The sequence below is a fragment of the Streptomyces sp. NPDC059828 genome (assembly GCF_042731955.1).
Classification (GTDB): Bacteria; Actinomycetota; Actinomycetes; order Streptomycetales; family Streptomycetaceae; genus Streptomyces.
Genome location: NZ_JBHWIW010000080.1, coordinates 1 through 19,008 on the forward strand (window position 1 = coordinate 1; position 19,008 = coordinate 19,008).

At 70.1% G+C, this 19,008-nt stretch carries 11 protein-coding genes; 5 read left to right on the plus strand and 6 right to left on the minus strand.

From position 1 onward, the window contains the following. The 3 genes from ACFV6V_RS30175 to ACFV6V_RS30185 form a co-directional block, all read right to left on the minus strand. Nucleotides 1-2,441 (minus strand): condensation domain-containing protein (locus tag ACFV6V_RS30175; protein ID WP_385571014.1); only part of this gene is annotated, 2,441 nt, incomplete at its 3' end. 51 nt (nt 2,442-2,492) lie between these two features. After that, complete coding sequence (locus ACFV6V_RS30180; protein ID WP_385571015.1) at nt 2,493-3,578, minus strand: MupA/Atu3671 family FMN-dependent luciferase-like monooxygenase; 1,086 nt, start codon at nt 3,576-3,578, stop codon at nt 2,493-2,495. A gap of 32 nt (nt 3,579-3,610) precedes the next feature. After that, entirely contained in the window at nt 3,611-6,628 is a 3,018-nt protein-coding gene (locus ACFV6V_RS30185) for an amino acid adenylation domain-containing protein (protein WP_385571016.1), read from the minus strand. 437 nt (nt 6,629-7,065) lie between these two features. Between ACFV6V_RS30185 and ACFV6V_RS30190 the strand changes: the two genes are divergently transcribed. Further along, nucleotides 7,066-8,328, plus strand: coding sequence for an MFS transporter (locus ACFV6V_RS30190; protein ID WP_385571017.1), 1,263 nt, complete (start codon nt 7,066-7,068; stop codon nt 8,326-8,328). Nucleotide 8,329: 1 nt separating this feature from the next. On the opposite strand, the gene ACFV6V_RS30195 is transcribed toward ACFV6V_RS30190, so the two are convergent. Beyond that, entirely contained in the window at nt 8,330-9,976 is a 1,647-nt protein-coding gene (locus ACFV6V_RS30195) for an endo-1,3-alpha-glucanase family glycosylhydrolase (RefSeq protein WP_385571018.1), read from the minus strand. Between the two features lie 119 nt (nt 9,977-10,095). Further along, nucleotides 10,096-11,043 (minus strand): LCP family protein, encoded by a 948-nt coding sequence (locus tag ACFV6V_RS30200; protein WP_385571019.1) that lies wholly within the window; start codon nt 11,041-11,043, stop codon nt 10,096-10,098. A gap of 533 nt (nt 11,044-11,576) precedes the next feature. Here ACFV6V_RS30200 and ACFV6V_RS30205 point away from each other — a divergent pair. Continuing rightward, nucleotides 11,577-12,980, plus strand: a complete 1,404-nt coding sequence (locus ACFV6V_RS30205; protein WP_385571020.1) for a sugar transferase — start codon at nt 11,577-11,579, stop codon at nt 12,978-12,980. Between the two features lie 61 nt (nt 12,981-13,041). Here the strand turns inward: ACFV6V_RS30205 and ACFV6V_RS30210 are convergent, their stop codons facing one another. Beyond that, nucleotides 13,042-13,986 (minus strand): GDP-L-fucose synthase family protein, encoded by a 945-nt coding sequence (locus ACFV6V_RS30210; protein WP_385571021.1) that lies wholly within the window; start codon nt 13,984-13,986, stop codon nt 13,042-13,044. A 161-nt stretch (nt 13,987-14,147) separates the two neighbouring features. Here ACFV6V_RS30210 and gmd point away from each other — a divergent pair, with 161 nt between their 5' ends. The 3 genes from gmd (at nt 14,148) to ACFV6V_RS30225 (ending at nt 18,959) form a co-directional block, all read left to right on the plus strand. Further along, the gene (gene gmd / locus ACFV6V_RS30215) at nt 14,148-15,161 is read left to right on the plus strand and encodes a GDP-mannose 4,6-dehydratase (protein WP_385571022.1); all 1,014 of its coding nucleotides are present in this window, start codon (nt 14,148-14,150) and stop codon (nt 15,159-15,161) included. Nucleotides 15,162-15,396: 235 nt separating this feature from the next. Then, complete coding sequence (locus ACFV6V_RS30220; protein ID WP_385571023.1) at nt 15,397-18,135, plus strand: LamG-like jellyroll fold domain-containing protein; 2,739 nt, start codon at nt 15,397-15,399, stop codon at nt 18,133-18,135. Between the two features lie 119 nt (nt 18,136-18,254). Further along, nucleotides 18,255-18,959 (plus strand): hypothetical protein, encoded by a 705-nt coding sequence (locus ACFV6V_RS30225; protein WP_385571024.1) that lies wholly within the window; start codon nt 18,255-18,257, stop codon nt 18,957-18,959. Nucleotides 18,960-19,008: the final 49 nt, after the last annotated feature.

Sequence of the window (19,008 nt, forward strand, 5' to 3'; positions counted from 1 at the left end):
GCACCCGCCACATACAACTCACCCACCACACCCACCGGCACCGGCACCAAACACCCATCCAGCACATACACCCGCGTATTAGCCAACCCACGCCCCATGGAGGGCTTGGCGGTGGCCGTGGCGGCGAACTCCGGGTGGAAGCGGTGCGACGTGGTGAAGGTGGTGTTCTCGGTGGGCCCGTAACCGTTGGTCAGCAGCGTGCCGGGGAAGTCCTCCAGCATCCGCCGCACGGCCGCGCCTGACGGCTCCTCGCCTCCCACCCATATGTGCCGCAACTGCCCGAGTGCGGGGCTCCGTTGTGCGACGAGGGCATGGAACAGCGAGGCGGTGATGAAGGCACTGGTCGCCCCGTGCCGGGCGACCGCCTGCTCGATGCTCTGCGCCGGTGACTCGCTCGGCGGGGCGACGACGACGGTGCCGCCACTGAGCAGGGGAACCCAGAGCTCGAAGGTGGAGGCGTCGAAGGAGTGCGGCGAATGCGCCAGTACGCGGCCGTGGGTGCCGTCCGCCCAGCAGGGGTCGGCGCACAGGGCGAGGATGTTGCGGTGGGTCACCAGCACGCCCTTGGGCCGGCCGGTGGAGCCGGAGGTGTGCATCACATAAGCGGCGTCCTGCCCGTGGTTGCCGGGCAGGCTCCGGCCCGTGCCCGGCATCCGCTCGGCGTCGGAGAGCGCCAGCACCGTGAGGTCGTCGCACGCCTGCGCCCAGGCGCTCGCCCGCTGGTGCGCGGGCGGGTCCGTGAGCAGGAGGCACGGCCGGGCCGTGTCCAGGATCGCCCGCAGCCGCGGGTCAGGGCTCCGCAGGTCCAGCGGAAGAAAGGCCGCACCGCTCCTGAGCACGGCGAGCAGGGCGACGACCAGGTCCACGGAACGTTCCATCGCCACCGCGACGTAGCGTTCCCGGTCCGCACCGAGCCCCTGGAGCACCTCGGCCAGCCGCCTGGAGCGGGCTTCGAGCTCCGCGTAGCTGAGCCGCGCATCACCGCACAGCACGGCGATGGCATCCGGCGACGCAGCTGCCTGCTCCTGGAACCGCAGGGGCACCGAGCCCTCGGGTACCGGATGTACGGGGCCCTCACCGGCCTTGAGCAGGACCTGCCGCTCGTCACGCCCCATGAGCTCCAGACGTCCGATGGGCAGGGTGGTGTCCGCCACCGCGGCGGTCAGGAACCTCTCGTAACAGCGGGCGAGCCGTTCGGCCGTGGTGTGGTCGAAGAGTTCCTCCGCGTAGACGAGCCGTCCCTCAAGACCGGTGTCGGTCTCGGTGACGTCGAAGAGCAGGTCGAAGGCGACCGAGCGGTCCCGCCCTTCGGTCATCATCCGGGCGTCGATTCCCGGGAGATGCACGGCGGCGGTGGCGTTGTTCTGGAGGACCAGCATCACCTGGAACAGCGGGTGCCGACCCGCGGACCGCACCGGGTTGACTGCCTCGACCAACTGCTCGAACGGCACGTCCTGGTGGCTGAGAGCGGACAGCACCCCGGTCCGCACACGGCGCACCAGCTCGCCGAAGTCCGGCCCCCCGGACTTGGCGGACACATCGGTGCGGACCACCACCGTGTTCACGAAGCAGCCGATGAGGTCTTCCAGTTCGGCGTCGGTGCGGCCGGCGACGGGACTGCCGACCGGGATGTCGGTGCCCGCGCCGAGCCGGTGGAGCAGTCCGGCAAGCCCGGCGTGCAGCACCATGAACAGGCTCGCTCCCTGCTCCCGGGCGACTTCCCGGACCTGGTCCTGCACCTGCCGGTCGAGGCGGAACGGTACGGCGGCTGCCCGGTGCGAGGCGAGGGGGGGCCGTGGCCGGTCGGTGGGGAGAGCGAGCTCCTCGGGGAGGCCGTCGAGGGTACGCCGCCAGTGGGCGAGCTGCTGCGCGAACACACTGCCCTCGTCCTCGGGCGACCCCAGCACCTCACGCTGCCACAACGTGAAATCGGCGTACTGCACCGGCAGTTCGCCCCAGCCCGGCGCGCCACCGCCCAGCCGCGCACGGTACGCCACCGAGAGATCACGGAAGAACGGCGCCACCGACCATCCGTCAAAGGCGACATGGTGCACCACGACCACCAGTACGTGCTCTTCGCGCCCGAGCGACAGCAGCTCCGCTCGCAGCGGCAGCTCCCGCGCCAGGACAAAGACCCGGTCCACGACCGCGGCCACGGCCCGTTCGAGAGCGGCCGGCTCGACCGGACACACCGGCAGTTCGAGGTGGGCCGCGGCGTCATCGGGGTCCAGGATCTGCTGCCGGGGTTCGCCGTCCTGGGCGGGGAAGAGCGTCCGCAGACTCTCATGGCGCCCCACCACGTCCCGGAGCGCCGCGGCGAGCGCCGGCGTGTCCAGCGTTCCGGACAGGCGGAGCACGACCGACGTGTTGAGGGATTCGTCCCCGCCGTCCACCTCACCCTGGAACCAGAAGCGCAGCTGCGAAAAGGACAGAGGGATCATGTCGTCCGGGTCTCCAAGCCTCAGAGCGTCAAAGAAGAAGGAAGAGGGTGGTCAGGCGAATTCTTCGCGGAGTTCGTTCAGATACCGCAGCCCCTTGAGCGCGGTCGTGGTGTCCACGCCGAAGTCGATCAGGCAGGCGATCTCGTCGACACCGATGTCACGCAGGCGTTCCGCGATCTCCCGCACATCGTCCACGGTGCCGAAAAGCCCACGCTCGTCGACATAGCTGTCGAAGGAACGGGCCACGAGGAAATCGATGTCATCGTCTTCGAGACCGTCGAAATCGGCATCCACATCGGGATCGGCATCGGTACCGGCGCCGGGACAAGGGGCATCGTTTTCCAGCGAACGGGTGACCAGGTGGAGCGAACTCTTCAGGTAGTCGTGGAGCGGGGCGCGTACGGCCTCCCGCACCGCCGCCCGGTCCTGGCCCAGCAAGGTGTGCAGCATCAGGGCCACATGGCCCTCCTCGCCACCGTGGGTCTCCCGGTACACCCGCCGGTATTCGGCGATCTTTCCGGCCAGTTCGCCGATGTCCTGGTGGAGTAGATGGGTGAGCACCCCGGCGCGGCTCGTGGCCGCGGCACGGAAGGTGTCCACATCACCCGCGCTGGTGATCCAGACCGGGAGTTCCGGCTGCACGGGCGGGGGGAAGACACGGACCGTGGTCGGCCGGCCGGTCCCGTCGACCACCTCGGCGCTGCCACCGCGCCACAGGGAGCGCACCTGATCGAGGTGCTCCAGGGTGACGCGTTTACGGTTCTCGTACGAGGTGCGGCTCAGGGCGAAGTCGACCGGGTGCCAGCCCGATGCGAACGAGACGCCGACCCGGCCCCCGGACAGGTTGTCGACCACCGACCATTCCTCGGCGATCCTGAGAGGGTGGTGCAGGGGCGCGACCACGCTTCCGGCCCTGATGGCGATGCGCTCGGTCGCAGTGGCCAGTGCGGCGCCCACCACGGCCGGGTTCGGATACAGGCCGCCGAACGCGTGGAAGTGCCGTTCCGGGGTCCACACGGCGCGAAAACCGTGCTGATCGGCGAACCTGGCACCTTCGAGAAGGAGTTCATAGCGGCCCGCGCCGTCGTCCGGGCGGCTTCCGCTGTCATCGGCGAAGTAGAAGAGACTGAAGTCCATGTGATCCCCCGTCTTGCGTGGTCGGTGGGCCGTCAACCGTCAGCCGTCGAGTTCCGGCGCATCCGTCGCAGCGCCGGCCGCGCCTTCGGGGCGCTGCCGAGCCGTTCCACGAGTTCGGCCACCGTGGGTTCGTCGAAGACCGCCGTGACCGCGAGCTCGACCCCGAACGCCGCACGGATCCTGCTCACCAGCCTGGTCACGAGCAGCGAGTGGCCGCCCAGCTCGAAGAAGTCGTCGTCGATGCCGACCCCGGGCACCCCGAGGAGTTCCTCGTACATCTGGCACAGGATCTCTTCCCGGGAGGTCCGCGGCTTCCGTCCCCCGCTCCGCGGACCGGCTCCGGGCGCGGGCAGGGCGTCGCGGTCGAGCTTGCCGTGCGGCGTCAGCGGGAAGCTGTCCAGGACGATGACGGCCGAGGGCAGCATGTACGAGGGCAGAAAGTCCGCGGCGTGGCCGGTGACAGCTTCCCCTAGGTGCGCGAAGCCGGGCTCGCCGGCGGGAACGCCGACGTACCGCTCGTACCTGCCGCCCCCGTCGTACCGGTCGCGCGGCATTCCCTCGGCCGTGGTCGGCCCCGGGCTCGGCTCATCGCCCGTGTGCTCGCCGTCGCCGAACTCGGCGTCGAAGTGCTCCGGACCCGGCGTCCGGGACCAGCGCAGTGCCACCTCGAGCCCGAAGCCCTCGCCCAGCCGGACCATGTCCTGCGGGTCCACGCCATCGGCCGGGGTGCGGCCCAGCGCGCGAAGATCCTCACTCAGGCGGGCGTTCGGCATCCCCGTGATCCGCAGCCGGGCCGCATCCCCCGCCCTGGCCGCGATCATGACGGCGTTCCGGATGCCGTCGACGGTCTGGATGTCCGTCCCCCAGCGCAGCCCGGTCGTGACTCCCGCCGTGTCCCGGGGCGTTCGGGGTGCGGTGCGCAGAAGTACGTCGTAACGGTAGCGGCTCAGCTCGTTGGCGCATGTGGTCCGCTTCAGCCGCACCTCGCAGGAGGCGAAGGCGGGTGATGAGGCGACGTACGCGGCGAAGAAGTCGGGGTCCACCAACAGTTCCTGATCTGCCGCCAGACAGCGCCGCACGGCCCGGCGGTGGTCCGGGCCACCCGGTGCGGCTCCGGTCCTGTGTGCCGCGACGGCCGCGTAGAAGCACTCCGCGAGCCCGCGGTGGCGCAGGTCTCCCACGAACACGGTGCCGCCCGGGGCGAGGGCCGGCCTCACGGACTCCTGCAGCACACGGGCGAGATAGTCCCCGCTGGGGAAGTACTGCACCACCGAGTTGAGGACCACGACATCGAAGTGCCCGTCCGGTACTCCGGTCGTGTCATGGGCCGGCTGGCTGAGCAGTGTGACGCGCTGGGCGAGTTCCGGGTGCTCCGAGAGGTCACCGCGCAGGTTCGCGATCACCCTGGGCGACAGGTCGAGGCCCCAGTAGGACTCGGTCCCGGGGGCGATGCGGGCGAGCAGAAGCCCGCTCCCCACACCGAGTTCGAGCACCCGTCGCGGTCCGAGCGCCTTGAGGGCGCGTACGGTGTCCGCCCGCCACGCACGCATCTCCGGCAGGGGGATCGCGGTGCCGTCGTAGCTGCTGCGCCAGCCGGTGAAGTCCTCGCCGAAACGGGCCGTGGTCCGGCTCCCGTAGAGGGAGTCATGGATCCGGCGCCACTCGGCGACTGAGTCGTCGTCGGTCCTGCGGCCACCGCCGGCCACGCAGGCTTCCGGCACCACGTAGGCCACGATCCTGTGGTCACCGTGCTCGTACTCCCGTATCGTCACCGCGGCCCTCGAGACCTGGGGGTGGGCCGCGATCACCGCTTCGATCTCCCCCGGTTCGATCCGGTGGCCTCGCACCTTCACCTGCTGGTCGGCGCGCCCGACGAACTCCAGTTCGCCGTCATCGTTCCATCGGACGAGATCGCCGGTGCGGTACATCCGCGCCCCGGGGGCGCCGTACGGGTCCGCGACAAAGCGCTCTGCGGTGGTCGCGGGACGGTGCAGATAGCCACGGGCCAGGCTCACTCCCGCGACATGGAGCTCACCCACCACACCGACCGGGACGGGCCGCAGTCGATCGTCGAGCACATACACCCGCGTGCGCCGCACCGGCCGACCGATCGGCGGAGGGTCGGCGGCGCCGGTCAGCGGGCCGCTCATGGTGGCGCAGACCGTGGTCTCGGTGGGTCCGTAGGCGTTGATCAGTGTGCGCCCGGACGACCAGCGGCGCGCCAGCTGCGCACCCAGTGCCTCTCCCGCGACGACCAGGGTGCCCACCGTGCGCAGGGCGTCCGGCGACAGCACGCTCAGCACGGACGGTGGCACGGTGAGGTGGGTGATGCGCCGCTCGTCCAGGAGCCGGTGCAGCTCAGGCCCCGGCAGCAGACCGCGGGCGGGCGCCATGACGAGTGTGGCGCCGGAGGACAGTGCCATGGCCAGTTCCCAGAAGAACGCGTCGAAGCTGGGCGAGGCGAACTGGAGTATCCGGGAGGCGGGTTCGAGCGCCGGCACCCGTTGCTGGTGGGCCGCCAGGTTGGCGAGCCCGGTCCGTGTCACCACCACGCCCTTGGGGCGCCCGGTGGATCCCGACGTGTAGATCACATAGGCGGCACCGGCCGGATCCAGCGGACCGCCCCGCTCGGCGTCCGCGAGATCGGCCGCCGTGTGGCGGTGCAACTCGGCCTCGAATTGCGGGGAGTCGAGGCACACGGGCGACAATGAGCCGGTCACCTCGCGAGGCAGTGCGCTTGCCCTGGTCGTGAGCAGCAGGCCGGGCCGGGCATCGCCGACCAGCTGGGTGATGCGCCCGGCGGGATATTCGGGGTCCACGGGCAGGTACACGGCACCGGTCTTCATCACGGCCAGCACGGCGGTCACCAGCGCGACCGATCTGGTCGCCACGGAGGCCACGATCACCTCAGGAGCCGCGCCGTGCCCGATCAGGAGGCGCGCCAGCCGGTTCGCCCCGGCGTTGAGCTCGCCGTACGAGACCACCTGGTCCTCGAACACCACGGCCGGTGCGTCCGGGGACTTCTTCGCCCAGTCCTCGAAAAGCTCCATCAGGGTGGGCGCCCCGGCTGTCGCGGAACATTCACCGCGAGCGGGTAACTGTCGAAAGTTGAAGGATTCCATGGGCGCGGGAATCGTGGTGCACTCCGCGCATTCGGCGCACTCGACGCACTCCGCATATTCGGTGCATTCAGCGCATTTGGCCACGGACTCGTCACCACACGCTAAGGCGTCGAGCGGATCATCACCCACGAACGACTCCTCGCCTTGATCCGGGACCCCCCGGAGACGCGCACGCGCATTCCTCGGCGTCTTTGACGAGGACCAGGGACTTGTCCGCTCCCTCATTGCGCAACAGTGCGTTTCGACACGATTCAGCGGCCGATCCTAGGCACCCAACGGTCTGTTTTCACAGTGTTGCAGATGGTTATGTGATCTTGTTAACGTTGCCCGTCCAACGCGCCCGCTACGAAGGACCCGTTCTCGCGATGACTTCTCAGGACAGCGCACGATTAGGCGGCCTGTGGAACCACCGCAACTTTCGTCTCCTGCTGATCGGGGAGACCACCAGCAAGCTCGGCACCAGCATCACTTCGGTGCTGCTACCGCTCCTCGCCGTCGGCACACTGCATGCCTCACCGTGGATGATCGGCCTGCTGACTGCCGCCCCATGGGTGCCCTGGCTCATCATCGGACTGCCCGCAGGAGCCTGGGTGGACCGGCTTCCGCGCCGCACCATCATGCTGAGCTGCAACCTGGTCTCGGCCACCCTGCTCGTCAGTGTGCCGGCCGCCTGGTGGCTGGACACCCTGAGCATCTGGCATGTGCTCGTGGTGGCCCTGCTGACCGGTGCCGCCTCCGTGTTCTTCTCCACGGCCTACTCCGCGTATCTGCCGTCCCTCATCGACAAGGCCGATCTGATGGACGGCAACGCCAAGTTGCAGGCCGCCGACCAGACCACCCGCGTCGCCGGACCCGGCCTGGGCGGACTCATCGCCCAGTTCCTGGGCAGCGCCACCGGACTGCTCTTCGAGGTGCTGGCGTACCTCGTGTCGACGGTGTGCCTGCTGTCCATCCGCGCCACCGAGTCCCGACCCGCTCGTGAGCCGAGACCGATGATCCGCGAGATAGCCGACGGCCTTCGCTTCGTCACGGGCGACCGCTACGTCCGCACCATCACGGTCTTCGGCGCGGCGGTGAACATGGCGCTGGCCGGGTACCAGGCCACCCAGATCGTCTTCCTCGTCCGCTCGGTCGGCGCCGCCCCGAGCCTGGTCGGAATGCTGGTGGCCTTCGGAGGGGCCGGGGGGATCCTGGGCGGGCTCGCCGCGTCACGGGTGTCCCGTCGTTTCGGCACGGCGCGCGGTCTGCTGTACGTCCAACTCGTCGCTTCGCCGTTCGGCCTGCTCATCCCGCTCACCCACGAGGGCCCGCGGCTCGCCCTCTTCGCCGTCGGATCCACCATGATGATGGCCGGTCTGGTGGCCTGCAACGTCATCATCGTCAGCTTCCGGCAGTCCTACTGCCCACCGGAGCTCATCGGCCGGGTCACGGCGACCACGCTTTTCGTCAACTTCAGCACGATTCCCCTCGGCGCCCTGCTCGGCGGGGCGATGAACACCGTCCTGGGGCTGAGGCCGACGATGTGGGTGGTCTGCGTCGGCCTCTGCGCCACGAGCGGCATCCTGCTCTCGGCCCCCCTGCGACGGCTGCGGGACCTGCCCGTCTCGCAGCACGTGCCGGCGGCCTGACTCACCGCCTGCTGGACACCCCGTAGTACTGAAGGTCCTGTACACCGGGCACGGGCTGCACCGCGTAGCGGGTCGTGACGGATGCGACGGTGTCCCCGTCGCGGCTGACCACCGCCTCGGTGCGGCCGGTGCTCAGGGGCAGGGCCCTGACATACGGGCCGGCAGGAGCGCCGTAGACCCGGGGCGCATCGCCCACGCGCGCGGTGACCGTGGCGGGCGCGGTGAGGAAGGTGAGCACCTCCACCTGGTCGCTCGCGGGAGCGGTGCCCGGGCGGGGGCGCATCAGCAGGGGATGCCGCGCGGCACTGGTCGTGGATGTGAACTGCACGCGGGAGGTGATGTATGCGGTGTCGCGGACGATCCGGGGCCAGCTCCCCGTCTTGAAGCGGGTGAGGTAGTAGGAGGAGATGTCCAGGTAGGTGTGGCCGTTGTGCAGCGAGGGGGCGAACTGACTGCCCTCCGAGTAGTCGTTCCAGGTGGTGAGCTGCACCCAGTCCGCGCCGTCGGCGATCGCGTGGTTCCAGGTCGAGCGCAGGGTCGCGGTGTTGCCCGCCTCGTCGTAGACACCCTGGTTGGGCCGGACGTCCTGCACCGACACGGCCTGCATCCACTTCTTGCCGAGGGAGCGGGCCAGCTGGATGTCGTCGGGGACGCCGTCCTGCTGGACGTAGCTGCGGTTGCCCCAGGACGAGAAGGTGTGACTGATCGGCGCGAACCGCTCGGCGTTCGCCCGGAAGTCCAGGAAGACCGGGACGAGCGCGGTGCCGATGCCGTGGTCGCGCAGCCGGTCGATGACCTGGCTCCACCAGGCGGGATCCTGGGCCTCGGCCTTGAACGGGGAGACCACGAGGCGCCCGTCCGCCAGGCGGTACGCGGACGGGGAGGCGGCGAGCAGGGCGAGTTGGTCGGCGAGTGTGCGCGGGTCGGTGTCCAGGGAGGTCATGTCCGGCATCAGGACGATGCGGAATCCGGGGTCGACGCGTTGTGCCGCGCGCAGCAGCAGGTCGACCCGCTCACGGTTGGTGCCGGTCAGGGAGAGGATGTCGACGGTGAATCCGTCGATTCCGGCGTCCCTGGCGGTCCTCACTTCCCTTTCCAGGTTGGTGAGTTGCCAGTCGCCGCTGCTCGGCTGCACGGGCAGGGGCCGGTCGCGCAGCAGTCCGCCGTAGGCCGCGTGCTTGCCCTTCTCGCCCTGGGGCGTGAGGTAGTTGCGGGCGTAGTAGTCCTGCGCGGCCGGCTCGTTGTCGAGAGACAGCGGGTAGGGCGGGAAGTAGTGCGCGAAGACCTGGTGCGGGCTGCGGCGCAGCAGGTCGCCGGCCGGCAGGTCGAAGGCGAGTGCCGGGCTCGGCTGCCCGGTGGGGGTCGCGGTGGCGGTGGGCTGCGGGTCGCGGGTCGGCTCGCCCTCGGTGGGCGCCGGGGTCTGCGGCGCCGTGGGGGTCGCGACGGGCTCCCCGTCGGGGGGCGGCTCGGTGGCGGGCACGGTCGGCCGCGCGGCGCGCGACGGGGTGGACTCCGGACCGCCGGCCAGCCCGGCGCCGGCGGCCAGTCCGATCAGTAACAGACCCAGCAGGGCTCCCAGCACGGCGCGTCTTCGGCCTCCCGACGGCTTGCGGTGGCGGTGCGCTGGACGAGCCTGGTGATGCGTCATGAGTGTCCTCCGCGGACTCCGGCGGGCCGCAGGGCGCAACCCTGGCGCAAGCATGGCCCCTTTTGTGTGCGGGTGCAGCGCTGCCGGGCGTGCGACTCCGACGATCCCCCGCCGACGGGTCAGGACGTGGTGGCGCCGAGCCGGTCGGCTTTGTGCGACCGCAGATAGGCGTCGACCTTGCCCTCACGCATGGACTGCCACAGCTCTGCGCCGGCACTGTTGTCCAGAAGGACCACGGACTGGCCGGATATGGTGTCGGTCCCCTTGGCGGGCGCGTTCATGAACACCATGGAGCCAGGGCGCACGTTCCTGTTGTCCCAGAGCAGTTCGCGAAGGTCACCGTCGCTGAGCCGGTCGTCGACGCTGACGGCGGCGGTGAGGTCGTCCAGCACGGCGGTGGCCTTGGCGGGGTTGGAGAAGGTCGAAGGACGCATGACCTTCCCGAGCAGGGTCCGCAGGAAGTACTGCTGGCGGTGGGTGCGGTCGAAGTCCCCGCGGGCCAGGTGGTGCCGCTCGCGTACGTAGGTGAGGGCCTGCGTGCCGTTCATGTGGCGGTTCGCGCCGTCCACGACGAGGTCCACTCCGCCCACGGAGTCGGTGAGGTTCTTGAACCCGTCCCAGTCGATGACGGCGAGGTGGTCGACCCGCACCTTGGTCAGCCGCTGCACCGTGTCGATGAGCAGCGGCGGTCCGCCCCACGAGAAGGCGGCGTTGAGCTTGGACTTGCCGTGTCCGGGGATGTCCACCCACGCGTCGCGCGGCAGCGAGACGACATACGCGCCGGAATGGTCGTCCGGCAGGTTGACCAGCATCATCGTGTCGCTGCGCTGGGCTCCGTAGGTCCACTGGGGGGCCTTGGCGTCACGGCCCGTGGTGGGCAGATCGGAGCGGCTGTCGACCCCGACGAGGAGGAAGGTCTGGCCGCCGTGCGACGGAGCGGGCCGTGCCGCTTCGGGGACCTCCGTCGGGAAGACGCCGGAGATGCGGTCGACCTTGGCGGTGTAGTGGTCGACCGTCCACCAGGCGACCCCGCCCACCATGAGCAGGCCGACGGCTAGCAGTGTCAACGCCCCGACGAGGACACGGCGCGCACGGCTTCTGCGACGCCGGGGCTGTTTCCCGGCGGCCCTGGTCGTGTCGCCGGCACCGGCTTCTCCCGGAGTCCCCTCGGACACACCGGCGGGGCGTTCGGCCGCCGCTTCGCCTCGGTCCTGAACCGCGGCGTCGGCCGCATTCCTGTCCCCCACCACGCACCCCCGCATCGCCGCGATGCGACCCCTTCCGCATCGGGCGCACACTGTAACCATCACGTTCGATGTTCGTACAGATTTCCGCCAAGCTCACCGCCCGGCACCAACCTGCGCACGGTATGCGGTTTCATATGGCACGGCACCTGTCGGTGACGTTCACGTAAAGGCACCCAAGCGAGCACAAGTTTGCCGTACCGTTCACCATCGTGTCACATGTTCGACGAATAGACGTTCGTGACACAGGTAGCTCACACAGCCGAACGTGCCTGGGGGGGTACATGTGGGATGTTCAAGCAGCTGAATCCGACCGATCACGCAAGGCCCGCTACCGGGCACGCGCTTCGCTGTGGATGGGACGCAAGTCCCGGTGGTATCTGTCCGCTTCGCTGATCACCGACCTTGTCGGCGCCGGTGTGCCGGTGGGACTGATGCTCTACGTCACCCACCAGCCCTGGGCCGTGGCGAGCGGCATCGTCGCCGGGCTCTCCTGGGCGGGCGTCCAGTTGTTCCGTTCGCGCTACGCGGCCCGGGCCATCGGCGAGGACCGGGGAGCACTGCCGGTGCTCCACGACTGGTTCATCCTGCTGGGGGTGCTCGCGGTGGGGCACGCCGCGGCGGGGGTGCGGCTGCGCGCGCCGCTGTGCCTGGTCGCACTGCTGCCCGCCCTGCTGCTGACCCTGTTGTGCCGCAAGGCGGTGCACCGGCATCTCGCGGCGGAGCGCCGTAGCGCGCAGGCGGTGGTCAAGGTGCTGGTGGTGGGGGAGCCCACCGCCGCCGACAGCGTCGCCGCGCACCTCGCCGCCCGCACCGATCACCCGTACGTGGCGGTGGGCGCCGTACCCGTGGGCGACGGCGAGTTCGGCTCGGGCATCCGGACCGGCAACCGGCTCGGCGCGACGGCTCCCGCGTGCACCGCGGAGGACGCCGAGCTCGTCGTGGGCGCGGTGCACGGGCTCGGCGCCGACCTGGTGCTGGTCGTCCCGGGTGCCACCCTCTCCGGGGAGCGGCTGCGCCGGCTCTCCTGGGGCCTGCACGACGCCGGGATCGAGCTGTTCCTCGCGCCCGGCCTGGTGGAGGTGTCCGTCAAGCGCCTGGAGACCGGATCAGCCGGTGGAATGTCGCTGCTGCGGGTGGCCCCGCCGACGACGGAGGGCATGCAGCCCGTGCTCAAGCAGGTCCTGGACCGCAGCGCCGCCCTTCTGGGACTGCTCGCGCTGGCTCCGGTGCTGCTGACGGTGGCGGCGGCGGTGAAGCTGTCCTCACCGGGGCCGGTGCTCTACCTCCATGAGCGGATCGGCCTGGGCGGCCGCCCGTTCGTGATGTGGAAGTTCCGCAGCATGCGCGTGGGCGCCGACAGTCAGAAGGCCCAGCTGGCCCAGGAGAACGAGAACGACGGGCTGATGTTCAAGATGCGCCGCGATCCCCGGGTCACCCGGGTCGGTCACTGGTTGCGCCGTACCTCGCTCGACGAACTGCCCCAGCTGGTCAACGTCCTCAAGGGTGACATGTCCCTGGTGGGCCCGCGGCCCCCGCTCTCCGACGAGGTGGCCCACTACACGCCCGTCGAGTGGCGGCGGCTGACCGTCCGGCCGGGGATGACCGGGCTCTGGCAGATCAGCGGGCGCTCCGACCTGTCCTGGGACGAGACCGTCCAGCTCGATCTCAGCTATGTCGACAACTGGTCGTTCACCAGTGATGTGGACGTCATGGCCCGTACGTTCCGCGCCGTCGTCGACGGTCGCGGAGCGTACTGAGAGGGACGCCGTGGCCGCACAGCACCCCGGCCCCCCGAGGCCCGGCGACCGGCCGGACCCGTCAGCCTCCGAGGCCCTCGCGCCAGTGGGCGTAGGTCGAGGCGATGCCGTCGCGCAGCGGGATCGCCGGCTTCCAGCCGAGTCCCGCCAGCCGGGAGATGTCCAGCAGCTTGCGCGGGGTGCCGTCGGGCCGGGTCGTGTCCCAGGCGATCCGGCCCGTGAAACCGGTGACCTCGGCGACCGTCCCGGCCAGTTCCCGGATGGTGAGGTCGCTGCCGCAACCGACGTTGACCGGCTCGTCGCCGTCGTAGGAGCGCAACAGCAGCGCGCAGGCGGCGGCGAGGTCGTCGACGTGCAGGAACTCCCGGCGTGGGGTGCCGCTGCCCCACAGCACGACCTCCTCGCGCCCCTCGGCCGCCGCCTCGTGGAAGCGGCGGATCAGTGCGGGCAGGACGTGCGAGGTCTCCAAATCGAAGTTGTCGCCCGGCCCGTAGAGATTGGTCGGCATGGCGCTGATGTAGGAAGCGCCGTACTGGCGCCGGTACGACTGCACCTGGACGATGCCCGCGATCTTCGCGAGGGCGTAGGCCTCGTTGGTGGGCTCCAGCGGGCCGGTCAGCAGCGCGTCCTCGGTGATCGGCTGGGGGGCGTGCTTGGGGTAGATGCACGACGATCCCAGGAAGAGCAGACGGCCCACGCCGGCCGCGTGGGCTCCGGCTATCACACTGAGCTGGATCTGGAGGTTCTCCTCCAGGAACTGCACCGGCTGAGTGCTGTTGGCCATGATGCCGCCGACCTTCGCGGCGGCGAGCACCACCGCGTCGGGGCGCAGGGCGGCCAGTTCCGCGGCGGTGCGCGCGGCGTCGCGCAGATCCAGTTCGGCACGGGTGCGGGTGATCACCTCGTGTCCGTCGGCGACGAGCCGGCGGGCCACGGCGGAGCCCACCAGGCCCCGGTGGCCGGCGACGAAGACACGGGCACGGTCGGGCAGCAGCGATGCGGTCATGGACCGGATCATGCCAGGCGCCGCGTGGTCGGTACGACCACATCCGCAGTTCGGACGACTTTTCCCCTTGTTCACCACGTTCACGACATACGGCCCGCGTACCGCGGGCGCACGAACCGGAACCGCCTCCTGGGCGGGTCCGGCAGGGAAGGGAACACCGCATGACCAAGACCGCGCTGATCACCGGCGTGACCGGGCAGGACGGCTCGTATCTGGCGGAGCTGCTGCTGTCGAAGGGCTACCGGGTGCACGGCCTGGTGCGCAGGTCGTCCAGCTTCAACACCGAGCGGATCGATCACATCTACCAGGGCCCGCAGGAGGCCGAGCGCAGTTTCGTGCTGCACCACGCCGACCTCTCCGACGGGGTGGCGCTGGTGAACCTGCTGCGCGACATACAGCCGGACGAGGTGTACAACCTGGGCGCGCAGTCCCATGTACGGGTCTCCTTCGACGCGCCGCTCTACACCGGCGACGTGACCGGTCTCGGCGCGCTGCGGCTGCTGGAGGCGATCAGGGCGAGCGGCGTGCAGACGCGGATCTACCAGGCGTCGTCCTCGGAGATGTTCGGCTCGACGCCGCCCCCGCAGAACGAGGACACCCCCTTCCACCCGCGCAGCCCGTACGGCGCCGCGAAGGTCTTCGCCTACTGGGCCACCGTCAACTACCGCGAGGCGTACGACATGTTCGCGGTCAACGGCATCCTGTTCAACCACGAGTCCCCGCGCCGCGGCGAGACCTTCGTGACCCGCAAGATCACCCGCGCCGTCGCCCGGATCAAGGCCGGTCTCCAGGACCGTCTCTACCTGGGCAACCTGGACGCGGTCCGCGACTGGGGGTACGCCCCCGAGTACGTCGAGGCGATGTGGCGGATGCTCCAGCACGACGAACCCACGGACTACGTGGTCGCCACCGGAGTCCCCGCCACGGTGCGGCAGTTCGTGGAGAACGCGTTCGACCACGTCGGTCTCGACTGGAACGAGTACGTCCGCTACGACCCCAAGTACGAGCGCCCCAGCGAGGTCGACGCACTGATCGGGGACGCGTCCAAGGCCCGCGAGACGCTGGGCTGGAAGCCCACCGTCCTGGTGGAGGAACTCGCGCGGATCATGGTCGAGGCCGATGTGCGGCAGGTGGAGGACCAGCTCGCGGGGGCCTCGGTGCGCATCGACCGCTGACGCGGCCACGCACGCAACGTCGCCCGCCGGTAACGGATGGGGAACACCGGTTCCATGAGGACGACGCGAACACGTTTAAATTGTTTATCAGATGAGTCAAATGCGTTCCGCGAAGTGACATGCACTCGTAGAGTTCGCGCACAACACGTTCATACGGCCCGCCCGGACCCAGGGGGCATAGGCGGGCACGTCAAAGGCAGAGAGTCCATGACCGGGCTCAGAAGCCGGGGGGTACATGCACAGAAGAACACGAGGGCGACTCGGCGTCGCCCTCGCACTGTCAGTTGCGGCAACGGGAGGCCTGGGCCTCATCACGATGCTGCCGCAGTCCGCTTCCGCGATCACCTCGCCCGTCGCCTTCACCGCCGACGACCTGCCGACCTGGCAGACCAACGGCATCGTGTGGGCCCTGGCCGAGGCGAACGGCACGGTCTTCGCGGGCGGCACCTTCTCACAGGTGCGCCCGCCGGACGGGGAGAGCGGCACCGCGCAGGAAGCGCTGAACCTCGTCGCCCTGGACGCGGCGACCGGCGATCCCACGTCCTGCAAGCTGTCCTTCGCCGTCGGAAGCGGCAGCGCGACCGTGCGGGCCCTCGCGGTCTCGCCGGACAAGAAGACGCTGTACGCGGGCGGCTACTTCGGCTCGGTCAACAACGTGCCGGTCAGCAGCCTCGCCGCCATCGACATCGCCACCTGCACGCCCAAGGCGAGCTTCCACCCGAGCGTCCCCGCCACCGTGCGGACGCTCGCGGTCACCGGGGACACCGTCTATCTGGGCGGCGACTTCACCTCCGTCGGGGGTGCCGAGCACGAGCGGTACGCGGCGGTGGACGCCACCAGCGGCGCGGTGAAGCCGTTCCAGGCCGACGTCGACGAGCCCGGCCGGGCCGTCGCGGTCACCCCGGACGGCAAGAACGTGATCCTCGGCGGTGACTTCTTCACCGTCAACGGCGCGAGCTCGCACGCCCTGGCCGTCGTCGACGCGACCACGGGCGCCAATGTGCGCACCTACCCCGGCTTCATCGACGGCAGGTCGGTGGTCAAGGCCCTCGACACCGACGCCACGGGCTTCTACACCGGCAACGAGGGCACCGGCGGCGGTGTCTTCGACGGCCGTATCGCGCTGGACCTGTCCACGCTGAACCAGCGCTGGCGCGACACCTGCCTCGGCGCCACGCAGGCGGTCGAGTCCTACCAGGGTGTGCTGTACAGCGCCTCGCACGCCCACGACTGCTCCAGCGTCGGGGAGTTCCCCGACGGCCGCCGCCGCCACCTGCTCGCGGAGCCGACCACCGGCACCAACAAGCTGGGCTGGTTCCCGGACACCAACGACGGTCCGGGCGAGGGCATCGGCCCGCGCGCCATGGTGGTCTCGGAGACCTCGAACAACAAGTACATGTGGGTCGGCGGCGAGTTCACCACCGTCAACGGCTCGGCGGCCCAGGGCCTGACCCGCTTCCCGTCCTCCCCGGACACCGGAGCGCCGACGGTGCCGTCGGCCAGCGGCGAGTCCGTGTCGTCGACCGAGGCCCGGGTCCGCTGGCGCTCGAGCTATGACACGGACGACAGCAAGCTGACGTACAAGGTCTACCGCAACAACGGTGCCACGCCCGTGTACACGGTCGAAGGCGACTCCGTCGAGTGGTCGCGGCCGCAGCTCTCGTTCACCGACAAGAACGTCTCCCCCGGCTCCACCTACAGCTACCGGGTGACCGCCACCGATGCCGCGGGCAACGCCTCCGGGCTGTCGTCCACGGTCACCGTGACGGTGCCGACGTCCACCCAGAACTACGCGGCGCAGGTGCTCGCCGACGGCGCGAACCTGTACTGGCGCTACGACGAGTCCGGCAGCCCGTTCATCGGGGACAGCTCGTCGGGTGACCAGAGCGGCGTCCAGATCAACGAGCCCTCGCTGCGCCAGACCCCGGCAGCCGTGACGGGCGCGTCCACCGCCATCGGGTTCAACGGCAGCAACGAGTGGGTCTACAGCGAAAAGCGGACCACGGTGCCGAGCCAGTACTCGATCGAGACCTGGTTCAAGACCACCACCACCCGGGGCGGCAAGCTGGTCGGGTTCGGCGACCGGACCACCCAGAACAGCGGCAACTACGACAAGCACGTCTATATGCGCAACAACGGTCAGCTGATCTTCGGCGTCTGGACGGGCACCGCCCGCACCATCACCACGCCGAACAGCTACAACGACGGCGCCTGGCACCATGTCGTCGCCACCCAGGGCTCCTCCGGGATGGCCCTGTACGTGGACGGCGTCCAGGTCGGCACGCTCGCCGAGACCAGCAACCAGAACTACAGCGGTTACTGGCGCATCGGCGGGGACAACCTCAACGGCTGGCCGAACCGTCCGACCAGCTACACCTTCGCCGGTCAGATGGACGAGACGGCGATCTACCCGTCGGCACTGAGCGCGGCCCAGGTGCAGAAGCACCACGCCCTCGCCTCGGCCGTGGCCGACACCGTGCAGACGGTCAAGGCGGCGGACGACACGTATGTCAACGCCGGTGCCACCAGCGCCAACTACGGCACCTCCACCTCCCTGGCGGTGCGTGGCACCTCGCCGTACGAGACGTATCTGCGCTTCGACCTGCCGGCGGCTCCGGCCGGGACGGTGCTCAAGAGCGCGCGCCTCACGGTGAAGACCACCACGATGAGCAGTGCGGGCAGCACGGACGAGATCTCCGTGCGGCCGGTCACCGGAAGCTGGACGGAGTCGGGCACCACCTACGCCTCGAAGCCGGCCGTCTCCGAGACCGCGATCGGCACCCTGACCGGGATGACCGAGCTGTCGTCGCTCTACTCGACGGCGCTCGAGACCGGGGCGCTCTCCCCGGCCCTGGGCGGCAGCTACAGCCTGGCCCTCACGAGCACCGGTGCGGACGCCCTGTGGCTGTGGTCCGGTGAGGCGTCAGCCGCGGAGAACACCCCGCAGCTGGTGCTGACCTTCGGGGCGCCGTAACCTCGCCGCCTCTCCGTGCGGGCCCGCACCTCGGTGTGGGCCCGCACATCCTCCGGGCCCGCACCTCCGTGTGGGCCCGCCTCCATACCCCGGGGCCCGCCGGCCCCGCAGGAGCCACCATGCACACTCGTACTACTCGGCCTGTCCGGCCTCTCAGGCGCGGCGCCGTCGGCGTCGTCGCTCTCACCGCGCTCCTCGCGCTCACCGGTTGCAGTTCGGACGGCGACGCGGAGGCGAAGGCCAGGCCCACCCAGAGCGCCTCCGGCAAGAAGGCCGCCGCCACACCCGACTCCCAGGCGAGCGCGCCCTCCGAGGGCCCGCGGGCCCCCGCCCCCAAGGGCCCGGTCCTACCCGACGCGAAGATCACCCCGGCGACCGGCACCTTCACCGCCAAGGAGAAGAAGTTCCTGAACGGCCGGGTGCCCGTGGACATGGACCCGGCCGCCGTGCTCCAGACCGGCCAGGAGACCTGCCAGCGCGTCGAGCGCACCGCCGCCCACGACCGGAACGCCGCGATCGGCGCGATCATCTCCGGGGACCTCCCGGACGCCGACGCCGCGATCAAGCAGCTGTGCCCGAAGCAGCAGCCCCTGCTGGACGCCGCCTCGACCGGGTTCGCCGGCGGCACCCAGAAGAACCCGGAGCCCGGCACCTACCAGGCACTCACCACCGCCACGGGCTGCACCTGGCAGGCGATGGGAGAAGAGGGCAAGGTGCTGGCGGCCGGTCCCGGCACGGGCGCCGGCAAGAAGGTGACCGCAGAGATCCCCGACGGAACCCGTACGTTCGTCTCGACCGGCTGCTACGCCTGGCTTCCCGCGTAGGGCTACGACTCCGTTACGACGACTCCCCCCTGGCTGAGCCAGGGGGGAG